This is a genomic window from Pseudomonas xanthosomatis, from assembly GCF_019139835.1.
Classification (GTDB): Bacteria; Pseudomonadota; Gammaproteobacteria; order Pseudomonadales; family Pseudomonadaceae; genus Aquipseudomonas; species Aquipseudomonas fakonensis.
In genome coordinates, this window is sequence record NZ_CP077075.1 from 1,081,813 (window position 1) to 1,107,452 (window position 25,640).

The window sequence follows — 25,640 nt, forward strand, 5'->3', positions numbered from 1 at the left end:
TTACTCCTTGCTGGGGACTTTGAATACATGACGCATGTAGGCGACGAAATTCTCGTCGCGGCACTGGGTCTTGGCGGCTTCATCGGAAATTTTCGCCACCGGCGAGCCGTTGCAGTCGGTCATTTTAAGCACGATGCTCATCGGCGCCACACCGGGGATGTCGCAGGTCAGGTTGGTGCCGATGCCAAAGCTGACGTTGATGCGACCGCGCAAGGCACGGAAGATTTCCAGCGAGCGGGTCAGGTTCAGGCCATCGGAGAACACCAGGGTCTTGGTCATCGGGTCGATGCCCAGTTTCTGGTAGTGGGCGATGGCCTTTTCGGCCCAGGCCACCGGCTCGCCCGAGTCGTGGCGCAGGCCATCGAAAAGCTTGGCGAAGTACAGGTCGAAATCCTTGAGAAACGCATCCATGGTGATGCAGTCGGTCAGGGCAATGCCCAGCAGGCCGCGGTATTCGCGTACCCAGCAGTCCAGCGCGGCGATCTGGCTGTCGATCAGCCGCGGGCCCAGCTGCTGGTGGGCCATGATCCACTCATGGGCCATGGTGCCCAGCGGCTTGATGTCCAGCTTCCAGGCCAGGTCGACGTTGCTGGTGCCGACGAAGCGGCCCGGGAACTCGTCGCGCAGTACCCGCACCACCTCTTCCTGCACGCGGCCCGAAAAGCGCCGGCGGGTGCCGAAGTCGGCCACCTGCAGCTCGGCCAACTCCTCGGTGCTTGCGTGGGCGCGCAGCCAGTCGAACTTGCGCAGCAACTGGTCGCGGGCCTCTGCCAGGCGCATGTGCGGGTGCAAGTGACGGTTGCGCACTTCGCTGATGATCGCCAGCAGCGGCACTTCGAAGAGGATCACGTGCAGCCAAGGGCCTTTCAGGCGCAGGCACAGCTGGTCGTTCTCGATGCCAAGGCGCACATAGCGCAGGTTGAAGCGGAACAGGCGCAGAAAGCGCAGAAAGTCTGGCTTGAGGAAGCTGATGCGCTCGAGGAAGGCCAGCTGGCCGTCGTCCAGGGTGAGTTCGCAGAGCAGTTCGAGCTGCTGGCGGATATCGCCGAGGTAGGGGCGCAGGTCCTCGCCGTTGCGGCAGCGGAACTCCCATTCGACGTCGGCGTCCGGGTAGTTGTGCAGCACGCCCTGCATCATCGTCAGCTTGTAGAAGTCGGTGTCGAGCAGGTTGTGCACGATGCGCTCGGCGAATGCGCTCTCGCTCATCAGGGGGAAGCTCCAAGGCGGGCAATGGGCGGTATTGTGCCAGCCTTTTCGGCCTTGATGTGCCTGCACTGGCCTCTTCGCGGGCAAGCCCGCTTCCACAAGTACGACGCAAGCCTCCAGAGCGGCGCTGTACCTGTGGGAGCGGGCTTGCCCGCGAAGGAGGCCGGAACAGCCAAAACAGGTGCTTTTCCTGTGCAGCAGCTAGCCTTGTATCGGTGCCCCGTGTAGCAGTCGCGCACCAGCGGTGTGCACTTCGGTGACGGTGCGCGGTTACAGGGTGGTTGCACGTTAACACTCGCAAGGGTTGCAATGATGGCACTTGATGGTTGCGACTTGCCCAGGCGGCCGGTGGCGCCTGCCCCGTGGCAGACGGTTGCACGCTCAATAAAGAAAAGGCCGCCGGTCGCCTCGCCAAACCCTTCACCGCGTGTTTTCCCGGAACACAAAACCAATGGCACGGCCCTTGCTCAGAGCACAGGGCTGAGAAGTTGTAGTGCCAACCAAAAAAACTCTAGGAGCACCACCTCATGTCGCAGACGTTTTACAAGAAAGGTTTCCTGGCACTGGCGGTAGCCACCGCACTGGGTGTTTCTTCGTATGTTCAGGCCGACGTCAAGATCGGTGTCGCGGGGCCCATGACCGGGGCCAACGCAGCGTTTGGCGAGCAGTACATGAAAGGTGCGCAGGCAGCGGCCGACAAGATCAACGCCGCCGGCGGCGTCAACGGCGAGAAGATCGTCCTGGTCAAGGGCGATGACGCCTGCGAACCCAAGCAGGCCGTGGCTGTGGCCAACCGCCTGGTCGACCAGGACAAGGTCATCGGCGTGGTCGGGCACTTCTGCTCCTCCAACACCATCCCCGCCTCCGAGGTGTACGACGAGGCCGGCGTGATCGCCATCACCCCAGGCTCCACCAACCCGCAGGTTACCGAGCGCGGCCTGTCGGCGATGTTCCGCATGTGCGGGCGCGACGACCAGCAGGGCATCGTTGCCGGCGACTACATCGTCGATGTGCTCAAGGGCAAGAAGGTCGTGGTGCTGCACGACAAGGACACCTACGGCCAGGGCCTGGCCGACGCCACCAAGGCGCAGCTGGAGAAACGCGGCGTCAAGCCTGTGCTGTACGAGGGCCTGACCCGTGGCGAGAAGGACTTCAGCGCCGTGGTCACCAAGATCCGCGCCGCCGGTGCCGACGTCGTCTACTTCGGCGGCCTGCACCCGGAAGCCGGCCCGCTGGTGCGCCAGCTGCGCGAGCAGGGCCTGAAGGACGTCAAGTTCATGTCCGACGACGGTATCGTCACCGACGAACTGGTTACCACCGCAGGCGGTGCGCAGTACGTTGACGGCGTGTACATGACCTTCGGCGCCGACCCGCGCCTGCTGCCAGACAGCAAGGCGGTGGTGGAGGAGTTCCGCAAGGCCGGTACCGAGCCTGAAGGCTACACCCTGTACGCCTACGCCTCGCTGCAAGCCCTGGCCGCCGCGTTCAACGGCGCCAAGTCGAACAAGGGCGAAGACGCCGCCAAGTGGCTCAAGGCCAACCCGGTCAAGACCGTCATGGGCGAGAAGAAGTGGGACAACAAGGGCGACCTGACCGTCTCCGATTACGTGGTCTACCAGTGGGACAAGGACGGCAAGTACCACCAGCTGGAAAAACAAAAATAACAACGGCATCCGGCCCGGGCACAAGCCCGGGCCATTGCCCCCGCGGTACCTGTCCTTTTTCGGAGACCTGCACGGTTCTGCGCTGCTGGGGCCGCTTCATCCGTGGCTTTACGTGGTCGGCGCTCGTGCAGTCTCGCTCAGGTGAGATTGCGTTATGGATGGTATTTTCCTGCAGCAACTGGTCAACGGCCTGACCCTCGGGTCGGTCTACGGCCTGATCGCCATCGGCTACACAATGGTCTATGGCATCATCGGCATGATCAACTTCGCGCACGGCGAGGTGTACATGATCTCCGCGTACCTCGCGGCGATCAGCCTGGCATTGCTGGCTTATTTCGGTATCGAATCCTTCCCGCTGCTGATGCTCGGCACGCTGCTGTTCACCGTGGTGGTCACCGGCGTTTATGGTTTCACCATCGAGCGCATCGCCTACAAGCCCCTGCGCAACTCCACCCGCCTGGCCCCGCTGATCAGTGCCATCGGCATTTCGCTGATCCTGCAGAACTACGCGCAGCTCAGCCAGGGCGCGCGCCAGCAAGGGGTACCGACCCTGCTCGAAGGAGCCATGCGCATCGATGTCGGCAGCGGCTTCGTGCAGCTCACCTACACCAAGATCTTCATTCTGGTGGCCGCCTTCGTCGGCATGGGCCTGCTCACCTACGTCATCAAGTACACCAAGCTCGGGCGCATGTGCCGGGCCACTCAGCAAGACCGCAAGATGGCCTCGATCCTGGGCATCAACACCGACCGGGTGATCTCCTACGTGTTCGTCATCGGCGCGGTGATGGCCGCCCTGGCCGGCGTGCTGATCACCATGAACTACGGCACCTTCGACTTCTACGCAGGCTTCATCATCGGCATCAAGGCCTTCACCGCCGCGGTGCTCGGCGGTATCGGCTCGCTGCCGGGGGCCATGCTCGGCGGGATCATCCTGGGCATTTCCGAATCGCTGTTCTCGGGCATGATCAACTCCGACTACAAGGACGTGTTCAGCTTCTCGCTGCTGGTGATCATCCTCATCTTCCGTCCACAAGGCCTGCTGGGCCGCCCACTCGTGGCTAAGGTGTGAACATGTCCGTTGCCAATACTGCCCAAGCAACACAAACCAAGGGGCTTGACCTCAAACGCAGCCTGATCGAAACCGTCGTCGCCGGCCTGCTGGCGCTGATCGTGTTCGGCCCGGTAGTCGGCGTGGTACTCGACGGCTACAGCTTCAATGCCGAGCCCCGCCGCGTGGCCTGGCTGGTGGGTGCGGTGATGGTCGGGCGCTTCGTGCTCAGCCTGTTCCTGCAGAGCGCCGCCGGCCAGCGTATCCAGCAGGGCTTCGACAGCGGCGGCTCCGGCGTGCACGTGCTGGCGCCCGACTACAAGACCCGCCTGCGCTACATCATCCCGGCGCTGATCGTGATCGCCATCGTGTTCCCGATCTTCGCCAACAAGTACCTGCTGACCGTGGTCATCCTCGGCCTGATCTACGTGCTGCTGGGCCTGGGCCTGAACATCGTGGTGGGCCTGGCCGGGTTGCTCGACCTGGGCTACGTGGCGTTCTACGCCATCGGCGCATACGGCCTGGCGCTGGGTTACCAGTACCTGGGCCTGGGCTTCTGGAGCGTGCTGCCGCTGGCGGCCATCGCGGCGGCGTTGGCCGGGTGCATATTGGGCTTCCCGGTGCTGCGCATGCACGGTGACTACCTGGCCATCGTCACCTTGGGCTTCGGCGAAATCATCCGCCTGGTGCTGAACAACTGGCTGTCGTTCACCGGTGGCCCCAACGGCATGCCGGCGCCGGCGCCGACTTTCTTTGGCCTGGAATTCGGCCGTCGGGCCAAGGATGGCGGGGTGCCGATACACGAGTTCTTCGGCTTCGAATACAACGCCAACCTCAAGTTCGTGTTCATCTACGCCGTGCTGTTCATGGTCGTGCTGGCGGTGCTGTACATCAAGCACCGCCTGACCCGCATGCCGGTCGGCCGGGCCTGGGAGGCGCTGCGCGAAGACGAGATCGCCTGCCGCTCCATGGGCCTGAACCACGTGCTGGTCAAGCTTTCGGCCTTCACCCTGGGTGCCTCTACCGCCGGCCTTGCCGGGGTGTTCTTCGCCACCTACCAAGGCTTCGTCAACCCGTCCTCGTTCACCTTCTTCGAATCGGCGCTGATCCTCGCCATCGTGGTGCTGGGTGGTATGGGTTCGACCGTGGGCGTAGTGATCGCAGCCTTCGTGCTGACCGTGGCGCCGGAGCTGTTGCGCAGCTTCTCCGAATACCGTGTGCTGCTGTTCGGCGTGCTGATGGTACTGATGATGATCTGGCGACCGCGGGGGCTGATCCGCATCAGCCGTACCGGTGTGGTCCCGCGTAAAGGAGTGGCGCCATGAGCGATGAAGTCATCCTGTCGGTCGACAACCTGATGATGCAGTTCGGCGGCATCAAGGCGCTCAGCGACGTGAGCCTGAAGGTCAAACGCAACCAGATCTTCGCCCTGATCGGCCCCAACGGCGCCGGCAAAACCACGGTGTTCAACTGCCTCACCGGCTTTTACAAGGCCAGTGGCGGGCGCATCGAGCTGAACGTGCGCGGCAGCCACACCAACGTCATCCAGCTGCTCGGCGAGCGCTTCCAGCCGGCCGACTTCGTGTCGCCGGCACGCTTTGCCAACCGCCTGTACTACAAGATGTTCGGCGGCACTCACCTGGTCAACCGCGCAGGCCTTGCGCGCACCTTCCAGAACATTCGCCTGTTCAAGGAAATGTCGGTGGTGGAAAACCTGCTGGTGGCACAGCACATGTGGGTCAACCGCAACCTGCTGGCCGGGGTGCTCAACACCAAGGGCTACCGCCAGGCCGAAAGCGATGCGCTGGACCACGCCTTCTACTGGCTTGAGGTGGTCGACCTGGTGGACTGCGCCAACCGCCTGGCTGGCGAGCTGTCGTACGGGCAGCAGCGCCGCCTGGAAATCGCCCGGGCCATGTGCACGCGGCCGAAGATCATCTGCCTGGACGAACCGGCCGCCGGCCTGAACCCGCAGGAGACCGAAGCCCTCAGCCGCATGATCCGCGTGCTGCGTGACGAGCACGACATCACCGTGGTGCTGATCGAACACGACATGGGCATGGTCATGAGCATTTCCGATCACATCGTCGTGCTCGACCACGGCAACGTGATCGCCGAAGGCGCCCCGCAGGAAATCCGCAACAACCCGACGGTGATCGCCGCCTACCTGGGTGCCGACGAAGAGGAACTGGTATGAGTGCACCCATTCTCGAGCTCAAGGACCTGGACGTGTTCTACGGGCCGATCCAGGCGCTGAAAAAGGTCTCGATGCATATCAACGAAGGCGAGACGGTGAGCCTGATCGGCGCCAACGGCGCCGGCAAGTCGACCCTCTTGATGTCGATTTTCGGCCAGCCCCGGGCGGCCTCCGGGCAGATCGTCTACCGCGGCACCGACATCACCCGCAAGTCGTCGCACTACATCGCCTCCAACGGCATCGCCCAGTCGCCGGAAGGGCGCCGGGTGTTCCCCGACATGAGCGTCGAGGAAAACCTGATGATGGGCACCATCCCCATCGGCGACAAGCATGCCGACGAAGACATGCAGCGCATGTACGAGCTGTTCCCGCGGCTCAAGGAGCGGCGCAACCAGCGGGCCATGACCATGTCCGGCGGCGAGCAGCAGATGCTCGCCATCGCCCGGGCGCTGATGAGCCGGCCCAAGTTGCTGTTGCTGGACGAGCCGTCGCTCGGGCTGGCGCCGATCGTGGTCAAGCAGATCTTTTCGACCTTGCGTGAGCTGGCCAAGACCGGCATGACCATCTTCCTGGTGGAGCAGAACGCCAACCATGCGCTGAAGCTGTCGGACCGTGCCTATGTGATGGTCAACGGGCAGATCCGCATGACCGGTACCGGGCAGGAGTTGCTGGTCAATGAAGAGGTGCGTAGCGCTTATCTCGGCGGGCATTGAGCCAGTCAAGGCGGGGCAAGCCCGTTCCCACGCGGTTCAATGCGTGGGAGCGGGCTTGCCCCGCGATGCGTTTTATGCTGCCTTCGCACATGTGGACAACTTGTCGCATATCTTTCCAGCAACGTCCCACAACCCCCACGCAACCCCTTGTTTGCACAGCAACAAATCTTTCCACGAAATATGTGGAACCGCCTGTGGAAAACATGGTGGCATGTCGCGCTACGCCACGTACATCAAGGTCTCCAGCGTGCTGATCAATATTTGACCATCTAGCGCTTGTGCATGATTTCCCTACACTTTTCGGCCTGCAAACGCCTCATCCACAGCTCACGATTTTCTGTGGATAACTCTGTGAAAAACCCTTGGACATACCGCCGCAACCGGCATGGTTGAAAGCGTTGCGCCATCAGCGAAAGATTTCCACAGATTTCCCCATGGCGATTCGGTTCCCTGAGCCCGACGAGTTGCCCCCAATCCATGGGGAAAGCCTTGTGGATAACATGCGCATAGCCTGGCCAGGCCCATCTATTACGGGGCTTTGCCGGGGTTGCTCATTTTTTGAGCATACGCTGAAACGGTTGTCGCCAACGCCCGCGCCGGGCATGCTGCAAGGCCTGCCGACGATTACCCACTGCGAGGAGCAACGCATGACGTCCACCGTATTCATCACTGGCGCAACTTCCGGTTTCGGTGAGGCCACTGCCCGCCGCTTTGCCGAGGCGGGCTGGAAACTGGTCCTCACCGGCCGTCGCAAAGAGCGCCTGGACGCGCTGTGCGCCGAGCTGTCGGCCAAGACCGAAGTGCACAGCCTGGTGGTCGATGTGCGCGACCGCAAGGCCATGGAAGAAGCCATCGCCAGCCTGCCGCCGGCCTTCGACAAGCTCCAGGCCCTGGTCAACAACGCAGGCCTGGCCCTGGGTGTGGATGCGGCGCAAAACTGCAGCCTGGATGACTGGGAGACCATGGTCGATACCAACATCAAGGGCCTGATGTACACCACCCGCCTGCTGCTGCCACGCCTGATCGCCCACGGCCGCGGTGCGTCGATCCTCAACGTGGGCTCGGTAGCGGGCAACTACCCGTACCCGGGCAGCAACGTTTATGGCGGCACCAAGGCCTTTGTCGGCCAGTTCTCCCTGAGCCTGCGCTGCGACCTGCGCGGTACTGGCGTGCGGGTCAGCAACATCGAGCCGGGGCTGTGCGAGAGCGAGTTCTCGCTGGTGCGCTTCGGTGGCGACCAGGCCAAGTACGATGCCACCTACGCCGGCGCCGAGCCGATCCAGCCGCAGGACATCGCCGAGACCATCTTCTGGATTCTCAACCAGCCGGCCCACGTCAACATCAACAGCCTCGAACTGATGCCGGTGAGCCAGGACTGGGCAGGGTTCTCCATCGACCGGTCGGCCAAGGGCTGAATTCAAGGGCCAGATCGCCGGCAAGCCGGCTCCTGCATGGGGGCCCGATCAACCTGTAGGAGCCGGCTTGCCGGCGATGGCGTCAGCTCAGGCCCTGCAAGCCTTCCAGGCAGGTCGCCAGGTGATAGGGCGTGGTCGAAGGCATGTCATGCCGGCTGACGGCGCCTGCGCCATCGCGGCACTCATGCCAACCGCCTTCATGCAGAAAGCGCGACTCCAGCGCCTGCAACTGCTTGGCCAGCTTGCCCTCATTGCCCGAGCGCAAAGCCAATGCCCGCAGGTACTCGGCCTGCGCCCAGATGCGCTGAGTGGCATCGAGCACCTTGCCATCGCTATCGAGCATTGCCAGTACTGCCGAATCCTTCACCCCGTGCTGCTCGGCGTAGCTGAACCCACTTTCGATAGAGCTGTGCAATGCAGTACCGCGCAGCAGCGGTGAGGTTTCCAGCAGGTAAAACCATTCAAACTGGTGCCCCGGCTCGAACCAGTTATCCACAGCCCCGCGTGGTTTCTCCAGCATCAGCCCGTGCTGCGGCTCGACAAAATGCTCCTGAAGCGCTTCACACAGTTGCAGCAGCGCCTGCTGTACTTCGTCGTCCTCACGCACGGCAAGCACCTGCAGGAAGGCTTCGGCCAGGTGCATCTGCGGGTTCTGCAACGGGCCGCTGCCAAGGTCTGCCCAGTCTTCACCCAGGCTGGCTTCGAACAAGCCATCGTCGCGGGCGAACTGCTCGCTGACCACTTCCAGCGCGGCATTCAGGGTCGCCTCGACCAGCCCCTCGCCGACCTTGCCCCAGTAGTGCGCGCAGGCGAACACGATGAAGGCGTGGGTGTAGAGGTCCTTGCGCCGGTCCAGCGGTTTGCCGTCGGCGTCGATGCTGTAGAACCAGCCGCCGTGCTCGGCGTCGTGGAAGTGCTTTTGCAGCGAGCGGAACAGCGCTGCTGCCCGTTCGGCCGCGCCCGGCTGGCCGATGCGGCTGCTGAACAGGTACAGCTGGCGGGCGCAGGCCATGGCCCGGTAGCGCTGCACGGGCAGGGGGCGGTGGTTTGCGTCCAGTGCCTCGTAGGGCAGGGCCAGGTCGGCGTTCCAGCCCGGGCCTTGCCACAGCGGCACGATGCGCTCGGCGAAATGCTGGCGGAAACGGGTCAATGCAGGGCGGGGGTCGGACATGCTGGCGCTCGTGGACGGTCGGTCGGGCAGGGCGCCATGTTAGCAGAAGTGTAGGGAGGTTCGTGGGAGCCTGGGTATCACCCCGGGCCACCCAACCCCTGCCAATGCCGCGCGCCGACGAAGATGAAGCGCAACTGCTGGGTGATCTTCTCCTGCGCGCTCATGGCCTGGGAGCCACTGAAGTCATCGCTGTCGATCAACTCGGGCAGGGTGGCGAACACGGTCTTGACCACCAGGTCGGCCATCACCGCCAGGGCCGCAGCATCCAGGTGCTGCCAGCGCGGCATGCGCGCAAGGTCGGTGGCCAGGTCGTTGCTGATGTCGTGGCGCAGCCGCGCGATAGCCTGGCGCACAGCCTGCGAGCCGCCGTACTGCTCGCGGGCGAGAAACAGGAACTGCGCGCGGTGGGCGGTCACCACGTCGAGGAAGATGCGCACCGAGGCGTCGGTAATGCCGCCCAGTTCGAATTCGTTTTGCCGCACCAGGCGGATGGTCTGGCGGAAGGTGGTATCGACCTCGTGCACCAGGGCCAGGCCCAGGGCGTCCATGTCGGGGAAGTGGCGGTAAAAACCGGTGGGCACGATACCCGCGGCCTTGGCCACCTCACGCAGGCTGATGCTGCCGAAACCACGGCCGCTTTCCATGAGCAGGCAGGCGGCATCCAGCAGGGCCTGGCGGGTTTGCAGCTTCTGTTCGGCACGCGGCAGCATGGGGGCGCAGTCTTGTGGTGGTGAAGCTGGGCATTCTGGATAAAAAAACAAAGCCCGGTCAATGGACCGGGCTTGGAGGGGAGCAGGCGCAGTGGGGCGGGTTGTTGTTCTCGGCCATGGTGATCAGCTCACGCGGCTGAGTTCAACCAGACGGTCCGAGCCACCTTCGGCTACACGGTCATTACGCTCGATCAGGCGATCAGAGCCACCTTCGGCGACGCGGTCATTACGTTCGATCAGACGGTCCGAACCACCTTCGGCGACGCGGTCGTTACGTTCGATCAGGCGGTCCGAACCACCTTCGGCGAAGCGGTCGTTACGTTCGATCAGGCGGTCCGAGCCACCTTCGGCCAGGCGGCCAGCGCGTTCCTGCAGGCGTTCTGCGCCGCCTTCGGCCAGCGTGTTCAGGGGCTGGGCGACAGTGGCAGCACTGGAGCGCGATTCGGCGGTCAGGTGCTGGTCGGCGGCCGGCAGGGCGAAGGCGTTGGCGGCCAGTACGGAAAGGGTCAGGCTCAGCAGCAGATGGCGTTTCATGATTCGGTGCTCCTCTCGGGGGCTGGAAAGTGGGTACGAGGGCAATGCTACGCCGCGTAACGCCAGAGAGAAGTTCATCCGGGTAATGGTAACAATCGACGTTATTGATACTCTGCTGAGAAGGCTCTGGATCAATGTTTTCAGGGGTGAGAGTGGCATTTTGCCAAGCCGTTCTGGCAGTGACACGCAGGTGTTCAAAAGGCGCAAACCTGGGCAAGGCATCAGGAAAAACTTGGTTATGATGGCAGCCGGATTAAACCCGACGGGTTTTCATCAGTCCCACCTTTTAAGTGCCACCGTTACGCCGCCCCGTGCCACGCAGTCAGGAGAGCCACGCAATGACGCGCCCAGCCAGAATCCTCGTCTGGACCTTCGCCACCCTCGCCACGCTACTGGCTATCCTGGTGGTGGTGATCGCCACCTTCGACTGGAACCGGGTCAAGCCGTTGCTCAACGAGAAGGTCTCCGAGGCCTTGCACCGGCCGTTCGCGATCAACGGCAACCTGGCCGTGCACTGGCGCACCGAATCTGAAGAAAGCGGCTGGCGTGCCTATGTGCCGTGGCCGCATTTCAGCGCCGAAGACCTGACTCTGGGCAACCCCGACTGGCTCAAGGAGCCGCGCATGGTGGGCCTTGAGCGTGTGGAGTTTCGCCTGGCGCCGCTGCCGCTGATCGTGCAGCGCATCAGTATCCCGCGCATCGACCTGGTCAAGCCCACCGCCAGCCTGACGCGCCTGGCCGATGGCCGGGCCAACTGGACTTTCGACTTTGGCCCCAAGGATGACACCGCCGAGCCGTCGAAGTGGGAGCTGGATATCGGTGCCATCGGCTTTGACCAAGGCAATGTCAGCTTCGACGACCAGACCCTCAAAGCCAGCATGAAGGTGCAGATCGACCCGCTGGGCAAGCCCATCCCGTTCAGCGATATCGTCGGCAAGGCCCGCGCGGAAAAAGCCGGCGGCGCCCAGGACTATGCCTTCGCCATCAAGGCCCAGGGCCGCTACAAGGACCAGCCGGTGGCGGCCACCGGCAAGATCGGCGGCCTGCTGGCGCTGCAGGACGCCCGCCAGCCGTTCCCGCTGCAGGCCGATGCGCGTATTGGCGACACCCACGTGGTGCTGGCCGGTACCCTCACCGACCCGCGCAACCTCGGCGCCCTCGACCTGCGCCTGAAGCTGTCCGGCAGCAGCCTGGGCAACCTCTACCCGCTGACCGGCGTCACCCTGCCGGACACCCCGGCGTACTCCACCGACGGCCACCTCAACGCCAACCTGCATGCCGCAGGTGGTGCGCAGTTCCGCTATGAGGGCTTCAACGGCAAGATCGGCGACAGCGACATCCACGGCGACCTGGCCTTCGTCGCCAGCCAGCCGCGGCCCAAGTTGTCGGGCAACCTGGTGTCCAACCAGCTGCTGTTCAAGGATTTGGCACCGCTGATCGGCGCCGACTCCAACAGCGAGCAGAAGGCCCGTGGCGGCGCCAGCAAGCAGCCCACCGGCAAGGTGCTGCCGGTGGAGGAGTTCCGTACCGAGCGCTGGCGCGCCATGGACGCCGACGTGACCTTTGCCGGCAAGCGCATCGTGCACAGCGAAAAACTGCCGTTCAACGACCTGTCGGCCCACGTGATTCTCGACGACGGCCTGCTGCGCCTGGAGCCGCTGCGCTTTGGCGTGGCCGGCGGCAACCTCGATTCGAACATCCGCCTGGACGGGCGCAGCACGCCGATGCAGGGCCGTGCGCAGCTCACCGCCCGGGGCTTCAAGCTCAAGGAACTGTTCCCCACCTTCGCGCCCATGCAGACCAGCTTCGGCCAGCTCAACGGCGATGCCGACATCAGCGGCCGCGGCAACTCGGTGGCGGCGCTGCTGGGCACCTCCAACGGCGACCTGCGCCTGTTGATCAACGATGGCGCCATCAGCCGCAGCCTGATGGAGATCGCCGGGCTCAACGTGGGCAACTACGTGATCGGCAAGTTGTTCGGTGACGAGGACGTGAAGATCAACTGCGCGGCGGCCAACGTCGGCATCAAGGACGGCCTGGCCACCACCCGCCTGTTCGTTTTCGATACCGAGAACGCGATCATCTACATCGACGGCACGGCCAATTTTGCCAGCGAGCAACTGGACCTGAAGATCACCCCCGAGTCCAAGGGCCTGCGCCTGTTCTCGCTGCGCTCGCCGCTGTACGTGCGCGGGCCGTTCGCCAAGCCCAATGCCGGGGTGCAGGCGGTGCCGCTTGCACTGCGTGGCGCGGGCATGGTGGCGCTGGGGGTGGTGGCCGGGCCTGCGGCCGGGCTGCTGGCGCTGATCGCACCGAGCAGTGGGGATGCGCCCAACCAGTGCACGCCGTTGTTGCAGCAGATGAAGGCCGGCAAGGCGCCGGCGGCGGTGAAAAAGCACAAATAGCAGAGGGCCGCTGTGCGGCCCTTTAGCGCCACAAGGCCGCTCCTACAGGGGATTGCATTCTCCTTGTAGGAGCGGCCTTGTGTCGCGATGGCTGCAAAGCAGCCCCAGCAATTACAGACCTTGAAGCAAATCCGACATATCGTCCGCGTGCTCTTCTTCCTGGGCCAGGATGTCTTCGAAGATGCGCCGCGTGGTCGGGTCTTTATCCCCGATGTACTGGATGATCTCGCGGTAGCTGTCGATGGCGATGCGCTCGGCCACCAGATCTTCCAGCACCATCTCCTTCAGCGTGCTGCCGGCCACGTATTGGGCGTGGGAGTTCTTCGTCAGGTTGTCGGGGTTGAAGTCCGGCTCACCGCCCAGCTGCACGATGCGCTCGGCCAGCTTGTCGGCGTGCTCGGCTTCCTGGTTGGCGTGCTCGAGAAACTCGGCCGCAGCGACGCTGGCCTTGATGCCGCTGGCCATGAAGTAGTGGCGCTTGTAGCGCAGTACACACACAAGCTCAGTGGCCAGCGACTCGTTCAGCAGGCGCAGGATCTTCTCGCGGTCGGCGTGGTAACCCTCGGTCACCGCGCCTTGCTCGACATGTTGGCGGGCACGTTCGCGCAGGGTCTTCACATCGGTCAGTTCAACGCTCATGTTCATCTCCGAAAGCATCAGGGTGGTCATCGGTGTCATGCGCCGTGGGCGGCGTCGCGGTCTTCTTCACGTTGCTTGCAGGTTTTGAAGCCCTTGGCATCGACATGGCCGGTGGCGTCGAAGCGCACGTAGTAGGGCTGCTGGTGGCCGTCGCGGTTGAGGATGTAGTCGTTGCAGGTGCCGCCATGGGGCAGGTCGACCACGCTGGACGGGCTGCCGCCGATGGCTATGACCTTCTGCATGGTCATGCCGTTTTCCACCTGCTTGACCAGCGGCTCGTCACGGTAGGTGACGTAGTCCACCGGGTTTTCCGGGCGGCTGCCGCAGGCGGCGAGGGTGGCGCTTGCCAGAAGGATGGCCAGGGTCTGCTTGTACATGGTCCCGCTCCTTGCTCAAGGGGTGTTCTGCTTGGAACCGCACGGCGCGCCGAGAGTTCGATTGCGGTGCTCACCGGGGGCGCTGTAGTGTTGGCTGATCGTCCATGGACAAGGGGCTGGGGCTATGGCGCAGGAATTGGCCACGCGGTATCCGTTGGTGCTGGTGCCGGGGATGTTCGGCTTTGTGCGGCTGGTGCTGTACCCCTACTGGTTCGGCATTGTCCCGGCGTTGCGTCGGGGTGGGGCCGAGGTGTTCCCGGTGCAGGTGTCGCCGCTGCATTCCAGCGAGGTGCGCGGCGAGCAGTTGCTGGCGATCATCGAGGATATTTGCCAGCGCACGGGGGCTGCCAAGGTCAACCTCATTGGCCATAGCCAGGGTGCCCTCAGCGCCCGCTATGCAGCCGCCAAACGCCCCGACCGGGTGGCCTCGGTAACTTCGGTGGCCGGCCCCAACCATGGTTCGGAGCTGGCCGACCATCTGGAGCGCACGGCGCCGGGCGACTCACCTCAAGGGCGCATCCTCAAGGCGATCCTGCACGGTTTGGCGGTGTTGATGGGCTGGCTGGAAACCGGCTGGCGCCGGGAGCGCTTGCCGGTGGATGTACACGCTTCGCACCAGTCGCTCACCACCTGGGGTGTGGACAAGTTCAACCAGGCTTACCCACAGGGGTTGCCCGAGGTGTGGGGCGGGGAGGGGCCGGGCGAGGTGAACGGGGTGCGTTACTACTCGTGGTCCGGCACCTTGCAGCCGGGGCTGACCGACCAGGGGCGTAACCGTTTCGATGGCAGCAACCGCTTCTGCCGGCTGTTCGCCCGCAGCTTCGTGCGCGAGAAGGGCCAGTGCGACGGCATGGTCGGGCGGTTCAGCTCGCACCTTGGGCAGGTGATTGGTGATGACTACCCGTTGGACCATCTGGATATCGTCAACCAGTCCCTAGGCGCCGTGGGCAAGGGCGCCGAGCCGGTGCGGCTGTTCACAGAGCATGCCGCGCGGCTGAAGGCGGCGGGGTTGTGAGCGACAAGGCCGAAATGAATTTTGCCGCTTTCTAGCGTCTCCTGTGGGGGGCAACTGTCTTGCGCTGCATGACCCGGCCTTATCGCCGGCAAGCCGGCTCTCATAGAACTGCACACACCTCATTGATTTAGCAGGAACCTGTGGGAAGCGGCCTTGTGTCGCGATGGGCTGCGCAGCAGCCCCGGCAATTTTGCATAAGGCCGAGACCTTGGGGCCGCTTCGCGCCCCATCTCGACCGGACGGCGCCCCGGCAAGGCCGCTTCCCACAGAGATCGTGGCGCATCTGCGAGACCAGTTCTCTGCGCGACAGCGCAGCCCGAAAGGGCTGGGTAATCTCCTACAGGGCGCGGCGCACTGGCGTGGTCCAGCGCTCGGCCAGCAGTACGCCGGCCAGGGTCAGCAGCCCGCCATACAGGTGGTAGCTGGCCAGTTGTTCATCGAGCACCGCCGCGGCGATGACCGCCGTCACCACCGGCAGCAGGTTGAAGAATAGTGTGGTGCGGCTCGGCCCCACGCGGTGCACGGCCTGCATCCACACCAGCGGCGCAACCATCGAGGCCAGCACGCAGGCGTACAGCACAAGGCCGGTGTTGTGGCCGTTCAGGCCGGTCTTGTCCGACAGCACGAACAGCGGCAGCAGCACCACGATCGCCACCAGCACCTGCAGGTACAGCAGTTGCAGCGGCGGCAGGCGCAGCTGCCATTTCTTCAGCAAGAAGCTGTACAGCGCATACGCCAGGGTGGCCAGCAGCATCATCAGGTCGCCGCGGTTAAGGCCCTGGTGCAGCAGCGCCGCCGGCTGCCCGGCAGAAACCACCTCGAGCACCCCGAAAAACGACACCAGCGCCCCCAGCAAGGCGCCGTAGCTCAGGCGCTGGCCCAGCCAGGCGATGGACAGCGCCAGCGACATCAACGGCATCAGCGACAGAATGATGCCCATGTTGGTGGCGCTGGTGATGCTGGCAGCGAAGTACGCCAGGCTCTGGTACATGGCCATGCCCAGTACTCCGAGCACGAACACCTTGCCCAGGTGCGGGCCAATGGCGGCGCGGTTACGCCATACCTGCGGCAGCAGGAACGGGGTGAACAGCAGGCCGGCCAGCAGCCAGCGGTAAAAGCCGATCTCGGCCGGGTGGATGGCGCCGGCGGACATCTTGGTGACCACGGTGTTGCCGGCCCAGATGAGGATGGCGATCAGGGGGAACAGGTAATTCATGTAGCGTCCAGGGTTGCAGTGTTCGTAGCGTGGGCAGGCATTATCCCGTGCCGACAGAGGTGCAACAAATCTTGTCTACACTCAGCTCGACAGGCGCGCACCGGGCGCGCAGGCAAGGAGACCACTCCATGAAGATGCTGCACGTACCCCTGCTGGTGCTGGGCCTGATGCTCGCCGGGCAAGGTTTTGCCGCCACCGCGCAACAGGAAAAGATGAAAACCTGCAACGCCGACGCCACCGCCAAGGCGCTCAAGGGCGATGAGCGCAAGGCGTTCATGAGCACCTGCCTGAAGAAAGACGTGCCAAAGACCCAGCAGGAGAAAATGAAGAGCTGCAACGCCGACGCCACCACCAAGGCGCTCAAGGGCGACGAGCGCAAGGCGTACATGAGCGACTGCCTGAAGAAGAAGTGACCGGCGCCTATGCCTGCGCCTTGAAGGCTGGCAGACTGCGGGTCTTTCCGCTGTCTGCCGTCGAGGCTGTATGACCTTCACCCCCCGCCAGATCTCCCTTGCCAGCCTGGTCATCGTCATGGGCGGGCTGCTGTTGGCCCTGCCGCTGAAACTGCTGCCCAGCCTGCTGGCGGGCCTGTTGGTGTTCGAGCTGGTCAACATGCTCACTCCGCGGCTGCAGCCGTTGATTGCCGGGCAGCGTGCACGCTGGCTGGCCGTGGCGCTGCTCGGCACCCTGGTGGTCAGCACCCTGACCCTGCTGATTGCCGGCGCGTTCAGCTTCTTGCTGCACGAAGCCGAGAACCCCGGCGCCTCGCTGGACAAGTTCATGGGCCTGGTGGAGCGCGCCCGCAGCCAGCTGCCGCCGTTCATCGAAGGCTACCTGCCGGCCAGCGCTGCCGAGTTCAAGGTGGCCATCGGCGACTGGATCAAGAGCCACCTGAGCGACCTGCAACTGGTCGGCAAGGGCATGGCGCACATGTTCGTCACCTTGCTGATCGGCATGATTCTGGGGGCCATCATCGCCCTGCAGCGCATCCCCGACCTGTCCCGGCGCAAGCCGCTGGCCGCGGCGCTGTTCGAGCGCCTGAACCTGCTGGTGCAGGCGTTTCGCAACATCGTCTTCGCGCAGATCAAGATCTCGCTGCTCAACACCGCGTTCACCGGCATCTTCCTGGCCGTGGTGCTGCCGCTGTTCGGCGTGCATTTGCCGCTGACCAAGACGCTGATCGTGCTGACCTTCCTGCTCGGGCTGCTGCCGGTGATCGGCAACCTGATGTCCAACACCCTGATCACCATCGTCGGGCTGTCGTTGTCGCTGTGGGTGGCGGCGGCGGCGCTGGGTTACCTGATCGTGATCCACAAGGTCGAGTACTTCCTCAACGCACGCATCGTCGGCGGGCAGATCAGTGCCAAGTCGTGGGAGCTGCTGCTGGCGATGCTGGTGTGCGAGGCGGCGTTCGGTTTGCCGGGTGTGGTGGCGGGGCCGATCTACTATGCGTACCTGAAGAGTGAGTTGAAGCGGATGGAGTTGGTCTGAAGGCGTACTTCTGCCTGCACCGGCCTCTTCGCGGTGGTTCGGCACCCCGACAAGCCCGCTCCCACAGGTTCTCTGCTGCCTTGGGGCATAGGTAATCCTGTGGGAGCGGGCTTGTCGGGGTGCCGAACCACCGCGAAGAGGCCAGTACAGGTTTTAAATGGCGGTCAAACGGCGCCGTAGCGTTTACGCGCCTCGATCGCCAGCCCGCTGCCGATGCTGCCGAAGATATTGCCTTCCACATGCCGGGCATTGGGCAGCATCGCCGCCACGCTGTTGCGCAGCGCCGGGATGCCGCTGGAGCCGCCGGTGAAGAACACCGTATCCACCTGCCCTTCGCTCACCCCGGCCTTGGCCAGCAGCTCGGTCACGCTGGCGCGCACCCGCTCCAGCAAACCGTCGATGGCCTCCTCGAACAGCGCCCGGGTCAGCTCGGCGGCCAGCTCCGGCTCCACCCGGCCCAGGTCGATGCGGCGGCTGTCGCGGTCGGTCAGCTCGATCTTGCTGGCTTCCACTTCCATCGCCAGCCAGTGGCCGGCACGCTGCTCGATCAGGTTGAACAGGCGGTCTATACCGAGCGTATCCTCGATGTCGTAGCGCATGTTGCCCAGGGCCAACTGCGACTTTTGCGCGTACAGGGCGTTGATGGTGTGCCAGGTGGCCAGGTTCAGGTGGTAGCTGGTGGGCATCAGCGCGCCGCTTTTCATCCGGCTGCCGTAGCCGAACAGCGGCATCACGCCCTGCAGGCTAAGCTGCTTGTCGAAGTCGGTACCGCCAATGTGCACGCCGCCGGTGGCGAGGATGTCATCCTGGCGTTCATCCACCAGGTGGCGCTCCGGCGACAGGCGGATCAGGGTAAAGTCCGAGGTACCGCCGCCGATATCGACAATCAGCACCAGCTCTTCGCGGCTGATGCCCGACTCGTAGTCGAAGGCCGCAGCGATGGGCTCGTACTGGAACGACACGTCCTTGAAGCCGATTTTGCGGGTTACCTCTGCCAGCGTATCCTCGGCCTCCTGGTCGGCAGCCGGGTCTTCGTCGACGAAGAACACCGGGCGGCCCAGTACCACCTGGTCAAAGTCGCGTTGGGCAGCGGTTTCGGCGCGCTTTTTCAGCTCGCCGATGAACATGCCCAGCAGGTCCTTGAACGGCAGGGCGCTGCCCAGCACGCTGGTATCGTGCTTGATCAGCTTGGAGCCCAGCAGGCTCTTGAGCGAGCGCATCAGGCGGCCTTCGTAGCCCTCGAGGTATTCGTGCAGGGCCAGGCGGCCGTACACCGGGCGACGCTCCTCGATGTTGAAGAACACCACCGATGGCAGGGTGATCTTGCCGTCTTCCAGGGCGATCAGCGACTCCATGCCCGGGCGGTGCCAGCCGACCGTGGAGTTGGAGGTGCCGAAGTCGATGCCGAGGGCACGAGCCGGGGATACGTCAGACATTTGCGAGGGCTTCCGGAGGTAAAACGGCCGCGCAGTTTATGCCAGTTACCGGCTAAATCAAGACCGGCCGTCTGCCATGGCGCAAGGCCACGGGAACCTTGAAAGGCTATGCTTGACCCCAATCTTCAGTGGCAACACGCACATTCTTACTGGTGATCCATAAATGGACTTCAAAGACTATTACAAGATACTCGGCGTAGAGCCGGGCGCGGACGACAAGGCGATCAAGGCCGCGTACCGCAAGCTCGCCCGCAAGTATCACCCCGACGTCAGCAAGGAGCGCGACGCCGAGGACAAGTTCAAGGAGGCCAACGAGGCCTACGAAGTGCTGGGCGACAAGGACAAGCGCGCCGAGTACGACGAAATTCGCAAGTACGGCGGCCAGCACGGCCGGCCGTTCCAGGCCCCGCCTGGCTGGCAGGGCCGTGGCGGCAACGCCGGCGGTGGTTTCGAGGGCGGTGATTTTTCCGACTTCTTCAGCTCGATCTTCGGCGCGCGCGGCTCCAACCCGTTCGGCGGTGCCCGGCAACAACAACGCAGCGCCGGCAGGCGAGGGCAGGACGTGGAACTGGAACTGGCGGTGTTTCTTGAAGAGACCCTGAGCAAGGAGTCCAAGCAGATCAGCTTCCAGGTGCCGCAAACCAACGCCGCCGGGCAGCGCACCGGTTTCACCACGAAAACGCTGAACGTGAAGATCCCTGCCGGGGTGACCGACGGCGAGCGCATCCGCCTCAAGGGCCAGGGCGCCCCGGGCGTGGGCGGCGGCGCCAACGGCGATTTGTTCCTGACCATTCGCATGGCGCCGCACCCGCTGTTCGATGTCGAAGGTCATGATTTGATCATCACCGTGCCATTGGCGCCGTGGGAAGCTGCACTGGGCGCCAAGGTGGCCGTGCCGACCCTGACTGGCAAGATCAACCTGACCATCCGCCCCGACAGCCAGAGCGGCCAGCGCCTGCGGGTAAAGGGCATGGGCCTTTTGAACAAGCAAGGCGAGCGTGGCGACCTGTACGCCCAGCTCAAGGTGGTGATGCCGGCCCAGTCCGACGCCAGCACCCGCGAGCTGTGGGGCAAGCTGGCTGAAAAAGCCGCGTTCGACCCGAGGACTCAATGGAGTAAGTGACCATGAGCAGCACCCTGATCGTTCAACTGGATATGCGAACCCTGTGTCGAGAGGCCGATGTAACGGCCGACTGCGTGATCGAGATTGTCGAGCACGGCATTGTTGAACCATCGGGGCGAACGCCCGAGGAGTGGCTGTTCGACGACCTCGCGCCGGTGACCCTCAAACGTGCGGTGAAGCTGCATCAGCAGCTGGAGCTGGAGTGGGAAGGGGTGGCGCTGGCGCTGGAGTTGCTGGAAGAGGTGCAGCAACTGCGCAGCGAGAACAGCATGCTGAGGCAGCGGTTGGGCAGGTTTACCCAGATGTAAGGCTTGGATGTAAGCCCTGACGCAGGGCCGTTTGTGGGAGCGGCCTCGTGTCGCGATGGGCTGCGCAGCAGCCCCAAGTTCTCGGCATCATGCAAAATTGCCGGGGCTGCTGCGCAGCCCATCGCGACACAAGGCCGCTCCCACAGGGATCGCATAACCTTCAGGCTTGAGCCTGACTTGCCGGCGATAGGGCGCTCAGCCCGGCTCCGCCCCCGGGTTCAACACCAACTGCATGAAGGTCAAATCCAGCCAGCGGCCGAACTTCACCCCCACCTGCGGCATCTGCCCGGTCACCACGAAGCCCTGGCGTTCGTGCAGGCGCACCGACGCGGCATTGCCGCTCTCGATGGCCGCCACCATCACATGCTTGCCGCAGCCCCGCGCCCGTTCGATCAGCTCGGCCATCAGCACCGGCCCCAGGCCCTTGCCGCGCTGGTCGCCACGGATGTACACCGAATGCTCCACTGTCAGCCGAAAACCCTCGAACGGCCGCCAGTCGCCGAACGAGGCGTAGCCCAGCACGCCGCTGTCATCCACCGCCACCAGAATCGGGTAGCCCTGCTGCGCGCGGGCCTCGAACCAGGCCTGGCGGTTGGCCAGGTCCACCGGGGTTTCGTTCCAGATCGCCGTGGTGTTGCGCACGGCGTCGTTGTAGATGTCGAGGATGCCCGGCACGTCGGTGGGCAGGGCGTCGCGGATTTGGTAACTCATGACAGCGTCTCGCAAGGTCGTTGCTGGCAGATTAAATGGTTACCAGCCCGCGCACACCTTCGGCCTGCATGTTTTCGCCCCGGCCGCGCTGGATGATCTCGCCACGGGCCATCACCAGGTACTGGTCGGCCAGCTCTTCGGCAAAATCGTAGAACTGCTCCACCAGCAAAATCGCCATGTCGCCGCGGTCGGCCAGCTTGCGGATCACCGCACCGATCTCCTTGATCACCGAGGGCTGGATGCCTTCGGTCGGCTCATCGAGAATCAGCAGCCGCGGGCGGCTGGCCAGGGCGCGGCCGATGGCCAGCTGTTGCTGCTGCCCACCCGACAGGTCGCCGCCACGGCGCTGCTTCATCTGTTCCAGCACCGGGAACAGCTCGTAGATGAACGCCGGCACCTCGCGGGCCTCGCGGGTGGCAAAGCGCGACAGGCCCATCAGCAGGTTTTCTTCGACGCTCAGGCGCGGGAAGATCTCGCGGCCCTGGGGCACGTAGGCGATGCCGGCCTGCACCCGCTGCTGGGGCTTGAGCGCGGTGATCGGCTTGCCCTCCCATTCCACCCGGCCCTCGCGGGCCGGCAGCAGGCCCATCAGGCAACGCAGCAGGGTGGTCTTGCCCACGCCATTGCGGCCCAGCAGGCAGGTGACCTCGCCGATGTTGGCCTCGAAAGACAAGCCGCGCAGGATGTGGCTGCCGCCGTAGTATTGGTGCAGGGTGTCGATCTTGAGCATCTGAATGTTCCTGAAAGAGTTGCTGTGCCTGCACCGGCCTCTTCGCGGGCTTGTCGGGGTGCCGAACCACCGCGAAGAGGCCGGTGCAGGTGCCCATGTCTACCGGCCCAGATACACCTCGACCACCCGCTCATCCGCCTGCACCTGGGCCAGCGACCCTTCGGCCAGCACACTGCCCTGGTGCAGCACGGTGACATGGTCGGCAATGCTGCCGACAAAGCCCATGTCATGCTCCACCACCATCAGCGAATGCTTGCGCGCCAGCGACTTGAAAAGCTCGGCGGTGAACTCGGTCTCGGCGTCGGTCATGCCGGCCACCGGCTCGTCCAGCAGCAGCAACTGCGGCTCCTGCACCAGCAGCATGCCGATCTCCAGAAACTGCTTCTGGCCATGGGACAGCAAGCCCGCCTGGCGCTGCGCCAGGGGCAGCAGGCGCAGGGTGGTGAGCACCTCTTCGATGCGCTGGCGCTGCTCGCTGCCAAGGCGCGACGCAAGGCTGGCCCACACCGACTTGTCGGCCTTGAGTGCCAGCTCGAGGTTTTCGAACACCGTCAGCGCCTCGAACACCGTGGGCTTCTGGAACTTGCGGCCAATGCCGGCCTGGGCGATCTGGCATTCGCTCATGCGGGTCAGGTCGAGGGTGTCGCCAAAGTACGCACTGCCGGTGTCGGGGCGGGTCTTGCCGGTGATCACGTCCATCATGGTGGTCTTGCCGGCGCCGTTGGGGCCGATGATGCAGCGCAGTTCACCCACGCCGATGTACAGGTTCAGGGCGTTGAGCGCCTTGAAACCGTCGAAGCTGACGCTGATGTCTTCAAGGCTCAGCACCGTACCGTGGCGGGTGTCCAGCCCGGCCTTGCGCGGCTGGCCCAGGCCGATGGCGTCACGGCTGCTGCCGAGATTGTCGAATACCGGCTCCAGCATGAATTCCGGGTGTACCGGGGGCACGCCTCTCATGGCTGGCTCCTTTTCTTCACAAGCCCGACCACGCCCTTGGGCAGGTACAGGGTGACGACGATGAACAGCGCACCGAGGAAGAACAGCCAGAACTCGGGGAACGCCACGGTGAACCAGCTCTTCATGCCGTTGACCAGCCCGGCACCGAGCAGCGGCCCGATCAGCGTGCCGCGCCCGCCCAGGGCCACCCACACGGCGGCCTCGATGGAGTTGGTCGGCGACATCTCGCCGGGGTTGATGATGCCCACCTGGGGCACGTACAGGGCGCCGGCCAGGCCGCACAGCACGGCGCTGAGCACCCACACCAGCAGCTTGAAACCGCGTGGGTCGTAGCCGCAGAACATCAAACGGTTCTCGGCGTCGCGCACGGCGGTGAGCAGGCGGCCGAACTTGCTTTGGGTAAGCCGCCAGCACAGGTACAGGCTGCCCAGCAACAACAGCACAGTCAGGCTGAACAGCACCGCCCGGGTGCCGGGCGCGGCCACATCGAAGCCAAGGATGGTGCGAAAGCTGGTGAAGCCGTTGTTGCCGCCAAAGCCGGTCTCGTTGCGAAAGAACAGCAGCATGGCGGCAAAGGTCAGGGCCTGGGTCATGATCGAGAAGTACACGCCCTTGATTCGCGAGCGGAACGCGAACCAGCCGAACACCAGCGCCAGCAGCCCCGGTGCCAGCACCACCAGGCACAGCGCCCAGGCAAAATGCTGGGTGCCGGCCCAGTACCAGGGCAGCTCGTTCCACGACAGGAAGGTCATGAACCCTGGCAGGCCGTCGCCGGCCGCCTGGCGCATCAGGTACATGCCCATGGCGTAGCCGCCCAGGGCGAAGAACAGCCCGTGCCCCAGCGACAGCAGCCCGGCGTAGCCCCACACCAGGTCCAGGGCCAGGGCGACGATGGCGTAGCAGAGGATCTTGCCCACCAGGGTGAGGGTGTAGGCCGACACCTGCAGCGGGTTGTCGGCCGGTAGCAGCGACAGCAGCGGCAGGGCCAGCAGCACCAGAACCACGGCGGCGCCGAGGGCCAGCGATACCCGCGGCCCGGCCTTTTGTGCGGCAGTGACAAGCAGTGGCTGGTTCATCAGTCGATTACCCGTCCCTTGAGGGCGAACAGGCCTTGCGGGCGCTTCTGGATGAACAGAATGATCAACGCAAGGATGAGGATCTTGCCGAGCACCGCACCAATCTGCGGCTCCAGCAGCTTGTTGGCGATGCCCAGGCCGAACGCGGCCCAGAGGCTGCCGGCCAGTTGCCCGACGCCGCCGAGCACCACCACCAGGAACGAGTCGATGATGTAGCTCTGACCCAGGTCCGGCCCCACGTTGCCGACCTGGCTCAGGGCTACGCCGCCCAGCCCGGCGATGCCCGAGCCCAGGCCAAAGGCGAGCATGTCGACGCGCCCGGTGTGCACCCCGCAGCAGGCGGCCATGTTGCGGTTCTGGGTGACCGCACGCACGTTCAGCCCCAGCCGCGTGCGGTTGAGCAGCAGCCAGGTCAGCAGCACCACGGCCAGGGCGAAGCCGATGATGACGATGCGGTTGTACGGCAGCACCAGATTGGGCAACAACTGGATGCCGCCGGACAGCCAGGCCGGGTTGCTCACTTCGACGTTCTGCGCGCCGAACAGCAGGCGCACCGCCTGGATCAGGATCAGGCTGATGCCCCAGGTGGCCAGCAGGGTTTCCAGTGGCCGGCCGTACAGGTGGCGGATCACCGTGCGTTCCAGTGCCATGCCCACCCCGGCGCTGACGGCGAAGGCCACCGGCAGGGCGATCAGCGGGTAGAACTCGATGGCGCCCGGCGCGTAGCGCTGCACCAGCACCTGGACCATGTAGGTGCTGTAGGCGCCGAGCATGAGCATCTCGCCATGGGCCATGTTGATCACCCCGAGCAGGCCGAAGGTGATGGCCAGGCCCAGCGCCGCCAGCAGCAGGATCGAGCCCAGCGACAGGCCGCTGAAGGCCTGGCCAAGCAGCTCGCCCATCAGCAGCTTGCGCTGCACCTGGGCCAGGCTGGTTTCGGCGGCAGTGCGCACCGCGGCGTCGCTTTCGGCGCCGGGTTGCAGCAGGGCTTCGAGGCGGGTGCGGGCCAGCGGGTCGCCGGTTTCGCCAAGCAGGCGCACGGCGGCCAGGCGCACGGCAGGTTCGCTGGCGCCCAGTTGCAGGTTGGCCAAAGCCAGGCCCAGGGCGGCGTGCACGGCGGCGTCCGGTTCGGCGGCGAAGCGCCGGTCGAGGAAGGCCATCTGTGCGGGCTGTGCGGATTTTTGCAGTTGCTGGGCGGCGGCCAGGCGAATGTCCGCCCGCTCGCTGAGCAGTTGATGGCTGGCCAGGGCGTTGTCGATCAGCCCGCGCAGGCGGTTGTTCAGGCGCAGCTTGCGCGTGTCGCCCTCGGCGATGCGGCCTTGGCGCAGGTTTTCCAGCAGCGCCAGGCGTGCAGCATCGGGTTGTGCGGCCCAGCCTTCGAGCAGGCGGGCCTGCTCGGCGGGCTTGGCGCCGATAAAGAATTCGCCCTCGCTGGCCTGGGATACCAAGGGCAGCAGGAGCAGGAGGGTTAGCAGGAGTCTGAGCATGCGCGTAATCC

Annotated in this window: 25 protein-coding genes; 12 read left to right on the forward strand and 13 right to left on the reverse strand. The window is 64.5% G+C overall.

Annotated features, from left to right (window positions below):
- The gene (pncB, locus tag KSS93_RS04750) at window positions 1–1,206 is read right to left on the reverse strand and encodes a nicotinate phosphoribosyltransferase (protein WP_217887359.1); all 1,206 of its coding nucleotides are present in this window, start codon (window positions 1,204–1,206) and stop codon (window positions 1–3) included.
- Window positions 1,207–1,733: 527 nt separating this feature from the next.
- Between pncB and KSS93_RS04755 the strand changes: the two genes are divergently transcribed.
- The 6 genes from KSS93_RS04755 (at window position 1,734) to KSS93_RS04780 (ending at window position 8,243) form a co-directional block, all read left to right on the forward strand.
- Entirely contained in the window at window positions 1,734–2,870 is a 1,137-nt protein-coding gene (locus KSS93_RS04755) for a branched-chain amino acid ABC transporter substrate-binding protein (protein WP_217887360.1), read from the forward strand.
- 154 nt (window positions 2,871–3,024) lie between these two features.
- Window positions 3,025–3,939 carry an ABC transporter permease subunit gene (locus KSS93_RS04760; RefSeq protein ID WP_217887361.1) on the forward strand — a complete coding sequence of 305 codons (915 nt, stop codon included), beginning with the start codon at window positions 3,025–3,027 and terminating at the stop codon, window positions 3,937–3,939.
- Between the two features lie 2 nt (window positions 3,940–3,941).
- The gene (gene livM / locus KSS93_RS04765) at window positions 3,942–5,243 is read left to right on the forward strand and encodes a high-affinity branched-chain amino acid ABC transporter permease LivM (RefSeq protein ID WP_217887362.1); all 1,302 of its coding nucleotides are present in this window, start codon (window positions 3,942–3,944) and stop codon (window positions 5,241–5,243) included.
- On the forward strand, window positions 5,240–6,115 hold the full coding sequence (locus KSS93_RS04770; protein ID WP_217887363.1) for an ABC transporter ATP-binding protein: 876 nt from the start codon (window positions 5,240–5,242) through the stop codon (window positions 6,113–6,115). Before livM ends, KSS93_RS04770 begins: the two co-directional genes overlap by 4 nt.
- Window positions 6,112–6,828 carry an ABC transporter ATP-binding protein gene (locus KSS93_RS04775; RefSeq protein WP_009683302.1) on the forward strand — a complete coding sequence of 239 codons (717 nt, stop codon included), beginning with the start codon at window positions 6,112–6,114 and terminating at the stop codon, window positions 6,826–6,828. Before KSS93_RS04770 ends, KSS93_RS04775 begins: the two co-directional genes overlap by 4 nt.
- Window positions 6,829–7,475: 647 nt before the next feature.
- Window positions 7,476–8,243 carry an SDR family oxidoreductase gene (locus KSS93_RS04780; RefSeq protein WP_217887364.1) on the forward strand — a complete coding sequence of 256 codons (768 nt, stop codon included), beginning with the start codon at window positions 7,476–7,478 and terminating at the stop codon, window positions 8,241–8,243.
- 82 nt (window positions 8,244–8,325) lie between these two features.
- On the opposite strand, the gene KSS93_RS04785 is transcribed toward KSS93_RS04780, so the two are convergent.
- The 3 genes from KSS93_RS04785 to KSS93_RS04795 all read right to left on the reverse strand — a co-directional run bounded on the left by KSS93_RS04785 (window position 8,326) and on the right by KSS93_RS04795 (window position 10,658).
- The gene (locus tag KSS93_RS04785) at window positions 8,326–9,414 is read right to left on the reverse strand and encodes an AGE family epimerase/isomerase (RefSeq protein ID WP_217887365.1); all 1,089 of its coding nucleotides are present in this window, start codon (window positions 9,412–9,414) and stop codon (window positions 8,326–8,328) included.
- A gap of 77 nt (window positions 9,415–9,491) precedes the next feature.
- Window positions 9,492–10,124, reverse strand: coding sequence for a TetR family transcriptional regulator (locus KSS93_RS04790; RefSeq protein ID WP_217887366.1), 633 nt, complete (start codon window positions 10,122–10,124; stop codon window positions 9,492–9,494).
- A gap of 123 nt (window positions 10,125–10,247) precedes the next feature.
- Window positions 10,248–10,658, reverse strand: coding sequence for a phage infection protein (locus KSS93_RS04795; protein ID WP_217887367.1), 411 nt, complete (start codon window positions 10,656–10,658; stop codon window positions 10,248–10,250).
- 338 nt (window positions 10,659–10,996) lie between these two features.
- Here KSS93_RS04795 and KSS93_RS04800 point away from each other — a divergent pair, with 338 nt between their 5' ends.
- Window positions 10,997–13,063 carry an AsmA family protein gene (locus tag KSS93_RS04800; RefSeq protein WP_217887368.1) on the forward strand — a complete coding sequence of 689 codons (2,067 nt, stop codon included), beginning with the start codon at window positions 10,997–10,999 and terminating at the stop codon, window positions 13,061–13,063.
- 111 nt (window positions 13,064–13,174) lie between these two features.
- On the opposite strand, the gene KSS93_RS04805 is transcribed toward KSS93_RS04800, so the two are convergent.
- Together KSS93_RS04805 and osmE are read right to left on the reverse strand one after the other, a co-directional pair.
- Entirely contained in the window at window positions 13,175–13,702 is a 528-nt protein-coding gene (locus KSS93_RS04805) for a ferritin-like domain-containing protein (RefSeq protein WP_217840538.1), read from the reverse strand.
- Between the two features lie 35 nt (window positions 13,703–13,737).
- Window positions 13,738–14,079 (reverse strand): osmotically-inducible lipoprotein OsmE, encoded by a 342-nt coding sequence (osmE, locus tag KSS93_RS04810; protein ID WP_217887369.1) that lies wholly within the window; start codon window positions 14,077–14,079, stop codon window positions 13,738–13,740.
- 124 nt (window positions 14,080–14,203) lie between these two features.
- Between osmE and KSS93_RS04815 the strand changes: the two genes are divergently transcribed.
- Window positions 14,204–15,094, forward strand: a complete 891-nt coding sequence (locus KSS93_RS04815; RefSeq protein WP_217887370.1) for an esterase/lipase family protein — start codon at window positions 14,204–14,206, stop codon at window positions 15,092–15,094.
- Between the two features lie 337 nt (window positions 15,095–15,431).
- Here the strand turns inward: KSS93_RS04815 and KSS93_RS04820 are convergent, their stop codons facing one another.
- Complete coding sequence (locus tag KSS93_RS04820) at window positions 15,432–16,310, reverse strand: DMT family transporter (protein WP_217887371.1); 879 nt, start codon at window positions 16,308–16,310, stop codon at window positions 15,432–15,434.
- Window positions 16,311–16,438: 128 nt separating this feature from the next.
- On the opposite strand from KSS93_RS04820, the gene KSS93_RS04825 reads away from it, so the two are divergent.
- Both KSS93_RS04825 and KSS93_RS04830 read left to right on the forward strand, forming a co-directional pair.
- Window positions 16,439–16,723 carry a PsiF family protein gene (locus KSS93_RS04825; protein WP_217887372.1) on the forward strand — a complete coding sequence of 95 codons (285 nt, stop codon included), beginning with the start codon at window positions 16,439–16,441 and terminating at the stop codon, window positions 16,721–16,723.
- 70 nt (window positions 16,724–16,793) lie between these two features.
- Window positions 16,794–17,801: an AI-2E family transporter gene (locus KSS93_RS04830; RefSeq protein ID WP_217840533.1), complete on the forward strand. Its 1,008-nt coding sequence runs from the start codon at window positions 16,794–16,796 to the stop codon at window positions 17,799–17,801.
- A 164-nt stretch (window positions 17,802–17,965) separates the two neighbouring features.
- Here the strand turns inward: KSS93_RS04830 and KSS93_RS04835 are convergent, their stop codons facing one another.
- Window positions 17,966–19,237, reverse strand: a complete 1,272-nt coding sequence (locus tag KSS93_RS04835) for an Hsp70 family protein (RefSeq protein ID WP_217887373.1) — start codon at window positions 19,235–19,237, stop codon at window positions 17,966–17,968.
- Window positions 19,238–19,400: 163 nt separating this feature from the next.
- Between KSS93_RS04835 and cbpA the strand changes: the two genes are divergently transcribed.
- The gene (gene cbpA, locus KSS93_RS04840) at window positions 19,401–20,360 is read left to right on the forward strand and encodes a curved DNA-binding protein (protein ID WP_217840531.1); all 960 of its coding nucleotides are present in this window, start codon (window positions 19,401–19,403) and stop codon (window positions 20,358–20,360) included.
- Window positions 20,361–20,362: 2 nt separating this feature from the next.
- Window positions 20,363–20,668, forward strand: a complete 306-nt coding sequence (locus KSS93_RS04845; RefSeq protein WP_217840530.1) for a chaperone modulator CbpM — start codon at window positions 20,363–20,365, stop codon at window positions 20,666–20,668.
- Between the two features lie 195 nt (window positions 20,669–20,863).
- Here the strand turns inward: KSS93_RS04845 and KSS93_RS04850 are convergent, their stop codons facing one another.
- From KSS93_RS04850 to urtB, 5 genes are all read right to left on the reverse strand, one after another.
- Complete coding sequence (locus KSS93_RS04850; RefSeq protein WP_217887374.1) at window positions 20,864–21,379, reverse strand: GNAT family N-acetyltransferase; 516 nt, start codon at window positions 21,377–21,379, stop codon at window positions 20,864–20,866.
- A gap of 31 nt (window positions 21,380–21,410) precedes the next feature.
- The gene (gene urtE, locus KSS93_RS04855; RefSeq protein WP_217887375.1) at window positions 21,411–22,109 is read right to left on the reverse strand and encodes an urea ABC transporter ATP-binding subunit UrtE; all 699 of its coding nucleotides are present in this window, start codon (window positions 22,107–22,109) and stop codon (window positions 21,411–21,413) included.
- A gap of 99 nt (window positions 22,110–22,208) precedes the next feature.
- Entirely contained in the window at window positions 22,209–23,066 is an 858-nt protein-coding gene (gene urtD / locus KSS93_RS04860; RefSeq protein ID WP_217887376.1) for an urea ABC transporter ATP-binding protein UrtD, read from the reverse strand.
- Window positions 23,063–24,142, reverse strand: a complete 1,080-nt coding sequence (gene urtC, locus KSS93_RS04865; RefSeq protein WP_217887377.1) for an urea ABC transporter permease subunit UrtC — start codon at window positions 24,140–24,142, stop codon at window positions 23,063–23,065. The genes urtD and urtC overlap by 4 nt, the downstream gene beginning before the upstream one ends.
- Entirely contained in the window at window positions 24,142–25,629 is a 1,488-nt protein-coding gene (gene urtB, locus KSS93_RS04870; RefSeq protein ID WP_217887378.1) for an urea ABC transporter permease subunit UrtB, read from the reverse strand. Before urtB ends, urtC begins: the two co-directional genes overlap by 1 nt.
- Window positions 25,630–25,640 lie beyond the last annotated feature (11 nt).

Excerpts from the sequence above, each read along its gene's own strand:
- KSS93_RS04790 (WP_217887366.1), bottom strand. The coding sequence starts at position 10,124 with ATGCTGCCGCGTGCCGAACAGAAGCTGCAAACCCGCCAGGCCCTGCTG.
- KSS93_RS04775 (WP_009683302.1), top strand. The coding sequence starts at position 6,112 with ATGAGTGCACCCATTCTCGAGCTCAAGGACCTGGACGTGTTCTACGGG.
- KSS93_RS04825 (WP_217887372.1), top strand. The coding sequence starts at position 16,439 with ATGAAGATGCTGCACGTACCCCTGCTGGTGCTGGGCCTGATGCTCGCC.
- urtD (WP_217887376.1), bottom strand. The coding sequence starts at position 23,066 with ATGAGAGGCGTGCCCCCGGTACACCCGGAATTCATGCTGGAGCCGGTA.
- KSS93_RS04795 (WP_217887367.1), bottom strand. The coding sequence starts at position 10,658 with ATGAAACGCCATCTGCTGCTGAGCCTGACCCTTTCCGTACTGGCCGCC.
- urtC (WP_217887377.1), bottom strand. The coding sequence starts at position 24,142 with ATGAACCAGCCACTGCTTGTCACTGCCGCACAAAAGGCCGGGCCGCGG.
- KSS93_RS04755 (WP_217887360.1), top strand. The coding sequence starts at position 1,734 with ATGTCGCAGACGTTTTACAAGAAAGGTTTCCTGGCACTGGCGGTAGCC.
- KSS93_RS04830 (WP_217840533.1), top strand. The coding sequence starts at position 16,794 with ATGACCTTCACCCCCCGCCAGATCTCCCTTGCCAGCCTGGTCATCGTC.
- KSS93_RS04780 (WP_217887364.1), top strand. The coding sequence starts at position 7,476 with ATGACGTCCACCGTATTCATCACTGGCGCAACTTCCGGTTTCGGTGAG.
- cbpA (WP_217840531.1), top strand. The coding sequence starts at position 19,401 with ATGGACTTCAAAGACTATTACAAGATACTCGGCGTAGAGCCGGGCGCG.
- KSS93_RS04760 (WP_217887361.1), top strand. The coding sequence starts at position 3,025 with ATGGATGGTATTTTCCTGCAGCAACTGGTCAACGGCCTGACCCTCGGG.
- urtB (WP_217887378.1), bottom strand. The coding sequence starts at position 25,629 with ATGCTCAGACTCCTGCTAACCCTCCTGCTCCTGCTGCCCTTGGTATCC.
- KSS93_RS04770 (WP_217887363.1), top strand. The coding sequence starts at position 5,240 with ATGAGCGATGAAGTCATCCTGTCGGTCGACAACCTGATGATGCAGTTC.
- urtE (WP_217887375.1), bottom strand. The coding sequence starts at position 22,109 with ATGCTCAAGATCGACACCCTGCACCAATACTACGGCGGCAGCCACATC.
- KSS93_RS04850 (WP_217887374.1), bottom strand. The coding sequence starts at position 21,379 with ATGAGTTACCAAATCCGCGACGCCCTGCCCACCGACGTGCCGGGCATC.
- KSS93_RS04800 (WP_217887368.1), top strand. The coding sequence starts at position 10,997 with ATGACGCGCCCAGCCAGAATCCTCGTCTGGACCTTCGCCACCCTCGCC.
- livM (WP_217887362.1), top strand. The coding sequence starts at position 3,942 with ATGTCCGTTGCCAATACTGCCCAAGCAACACAAACCAAGGGGCTTGAC.
- KSS93_RS04845 (WP_217840530.1), top strand. The coding sequence starts at position 20,363 with ATGAGCAGCACCCTGATCGTTCAACTGGATATGCGAACCCTGTGTCGA.
- osmE (WP_217887369.1), bottom strand. The coding sequence starts at position 14,079 with ATGTACAAGCAGACCCTGGCCATCCTTCTGGCAAGCGCCACCCTCGCC.
- KSS93_RS04805 (WP_217840538.1), bottom strand. The coding sequence starts at position 13,702 with ATGAGCGTTGAACTGACCGATGTGAAGACCCTGCGCGAACGTGCCCGC.
- KSS93_RS04820 (WP_217887371.1), bottom strand. The coding sequence starts at position 16,310 with ATGAATTACCTGTTCCCCCTGATCGCCATCCTCATCTGGGCCGGCAAC.
- KSS93_RS04785 (WP_217887365.1), bottom strand. The coding sequence starts at position 9,414 with ATGTCCGACCCCCGCCCTGCATTGACCCGTTTCCGCCAGCATTTCGCC.
- KSS93_RS04835 (WP_217887373.1), bottom strand. The coding sequence starts at position 19,237 with ATGTCTGACGTATCCCCGGCTCGTGCCCTCGGCATCGACTTCGGCACC.
- pncB (WP_217887359.1), bottom strand. The coding sequence starts at position 1,206 with ATGAGCGAGAGCGCATTCGCCGAGCGCATCGTGCACAACCTGCTCGAC.
- KSS93_RS04815 (WP_217887370.1), top strand. The coding sequence starts at position 14,204 with ATGGCGCAGGAATTGGCCACGCGGTATCCGTTGGTGCTGGTGCCGGGG.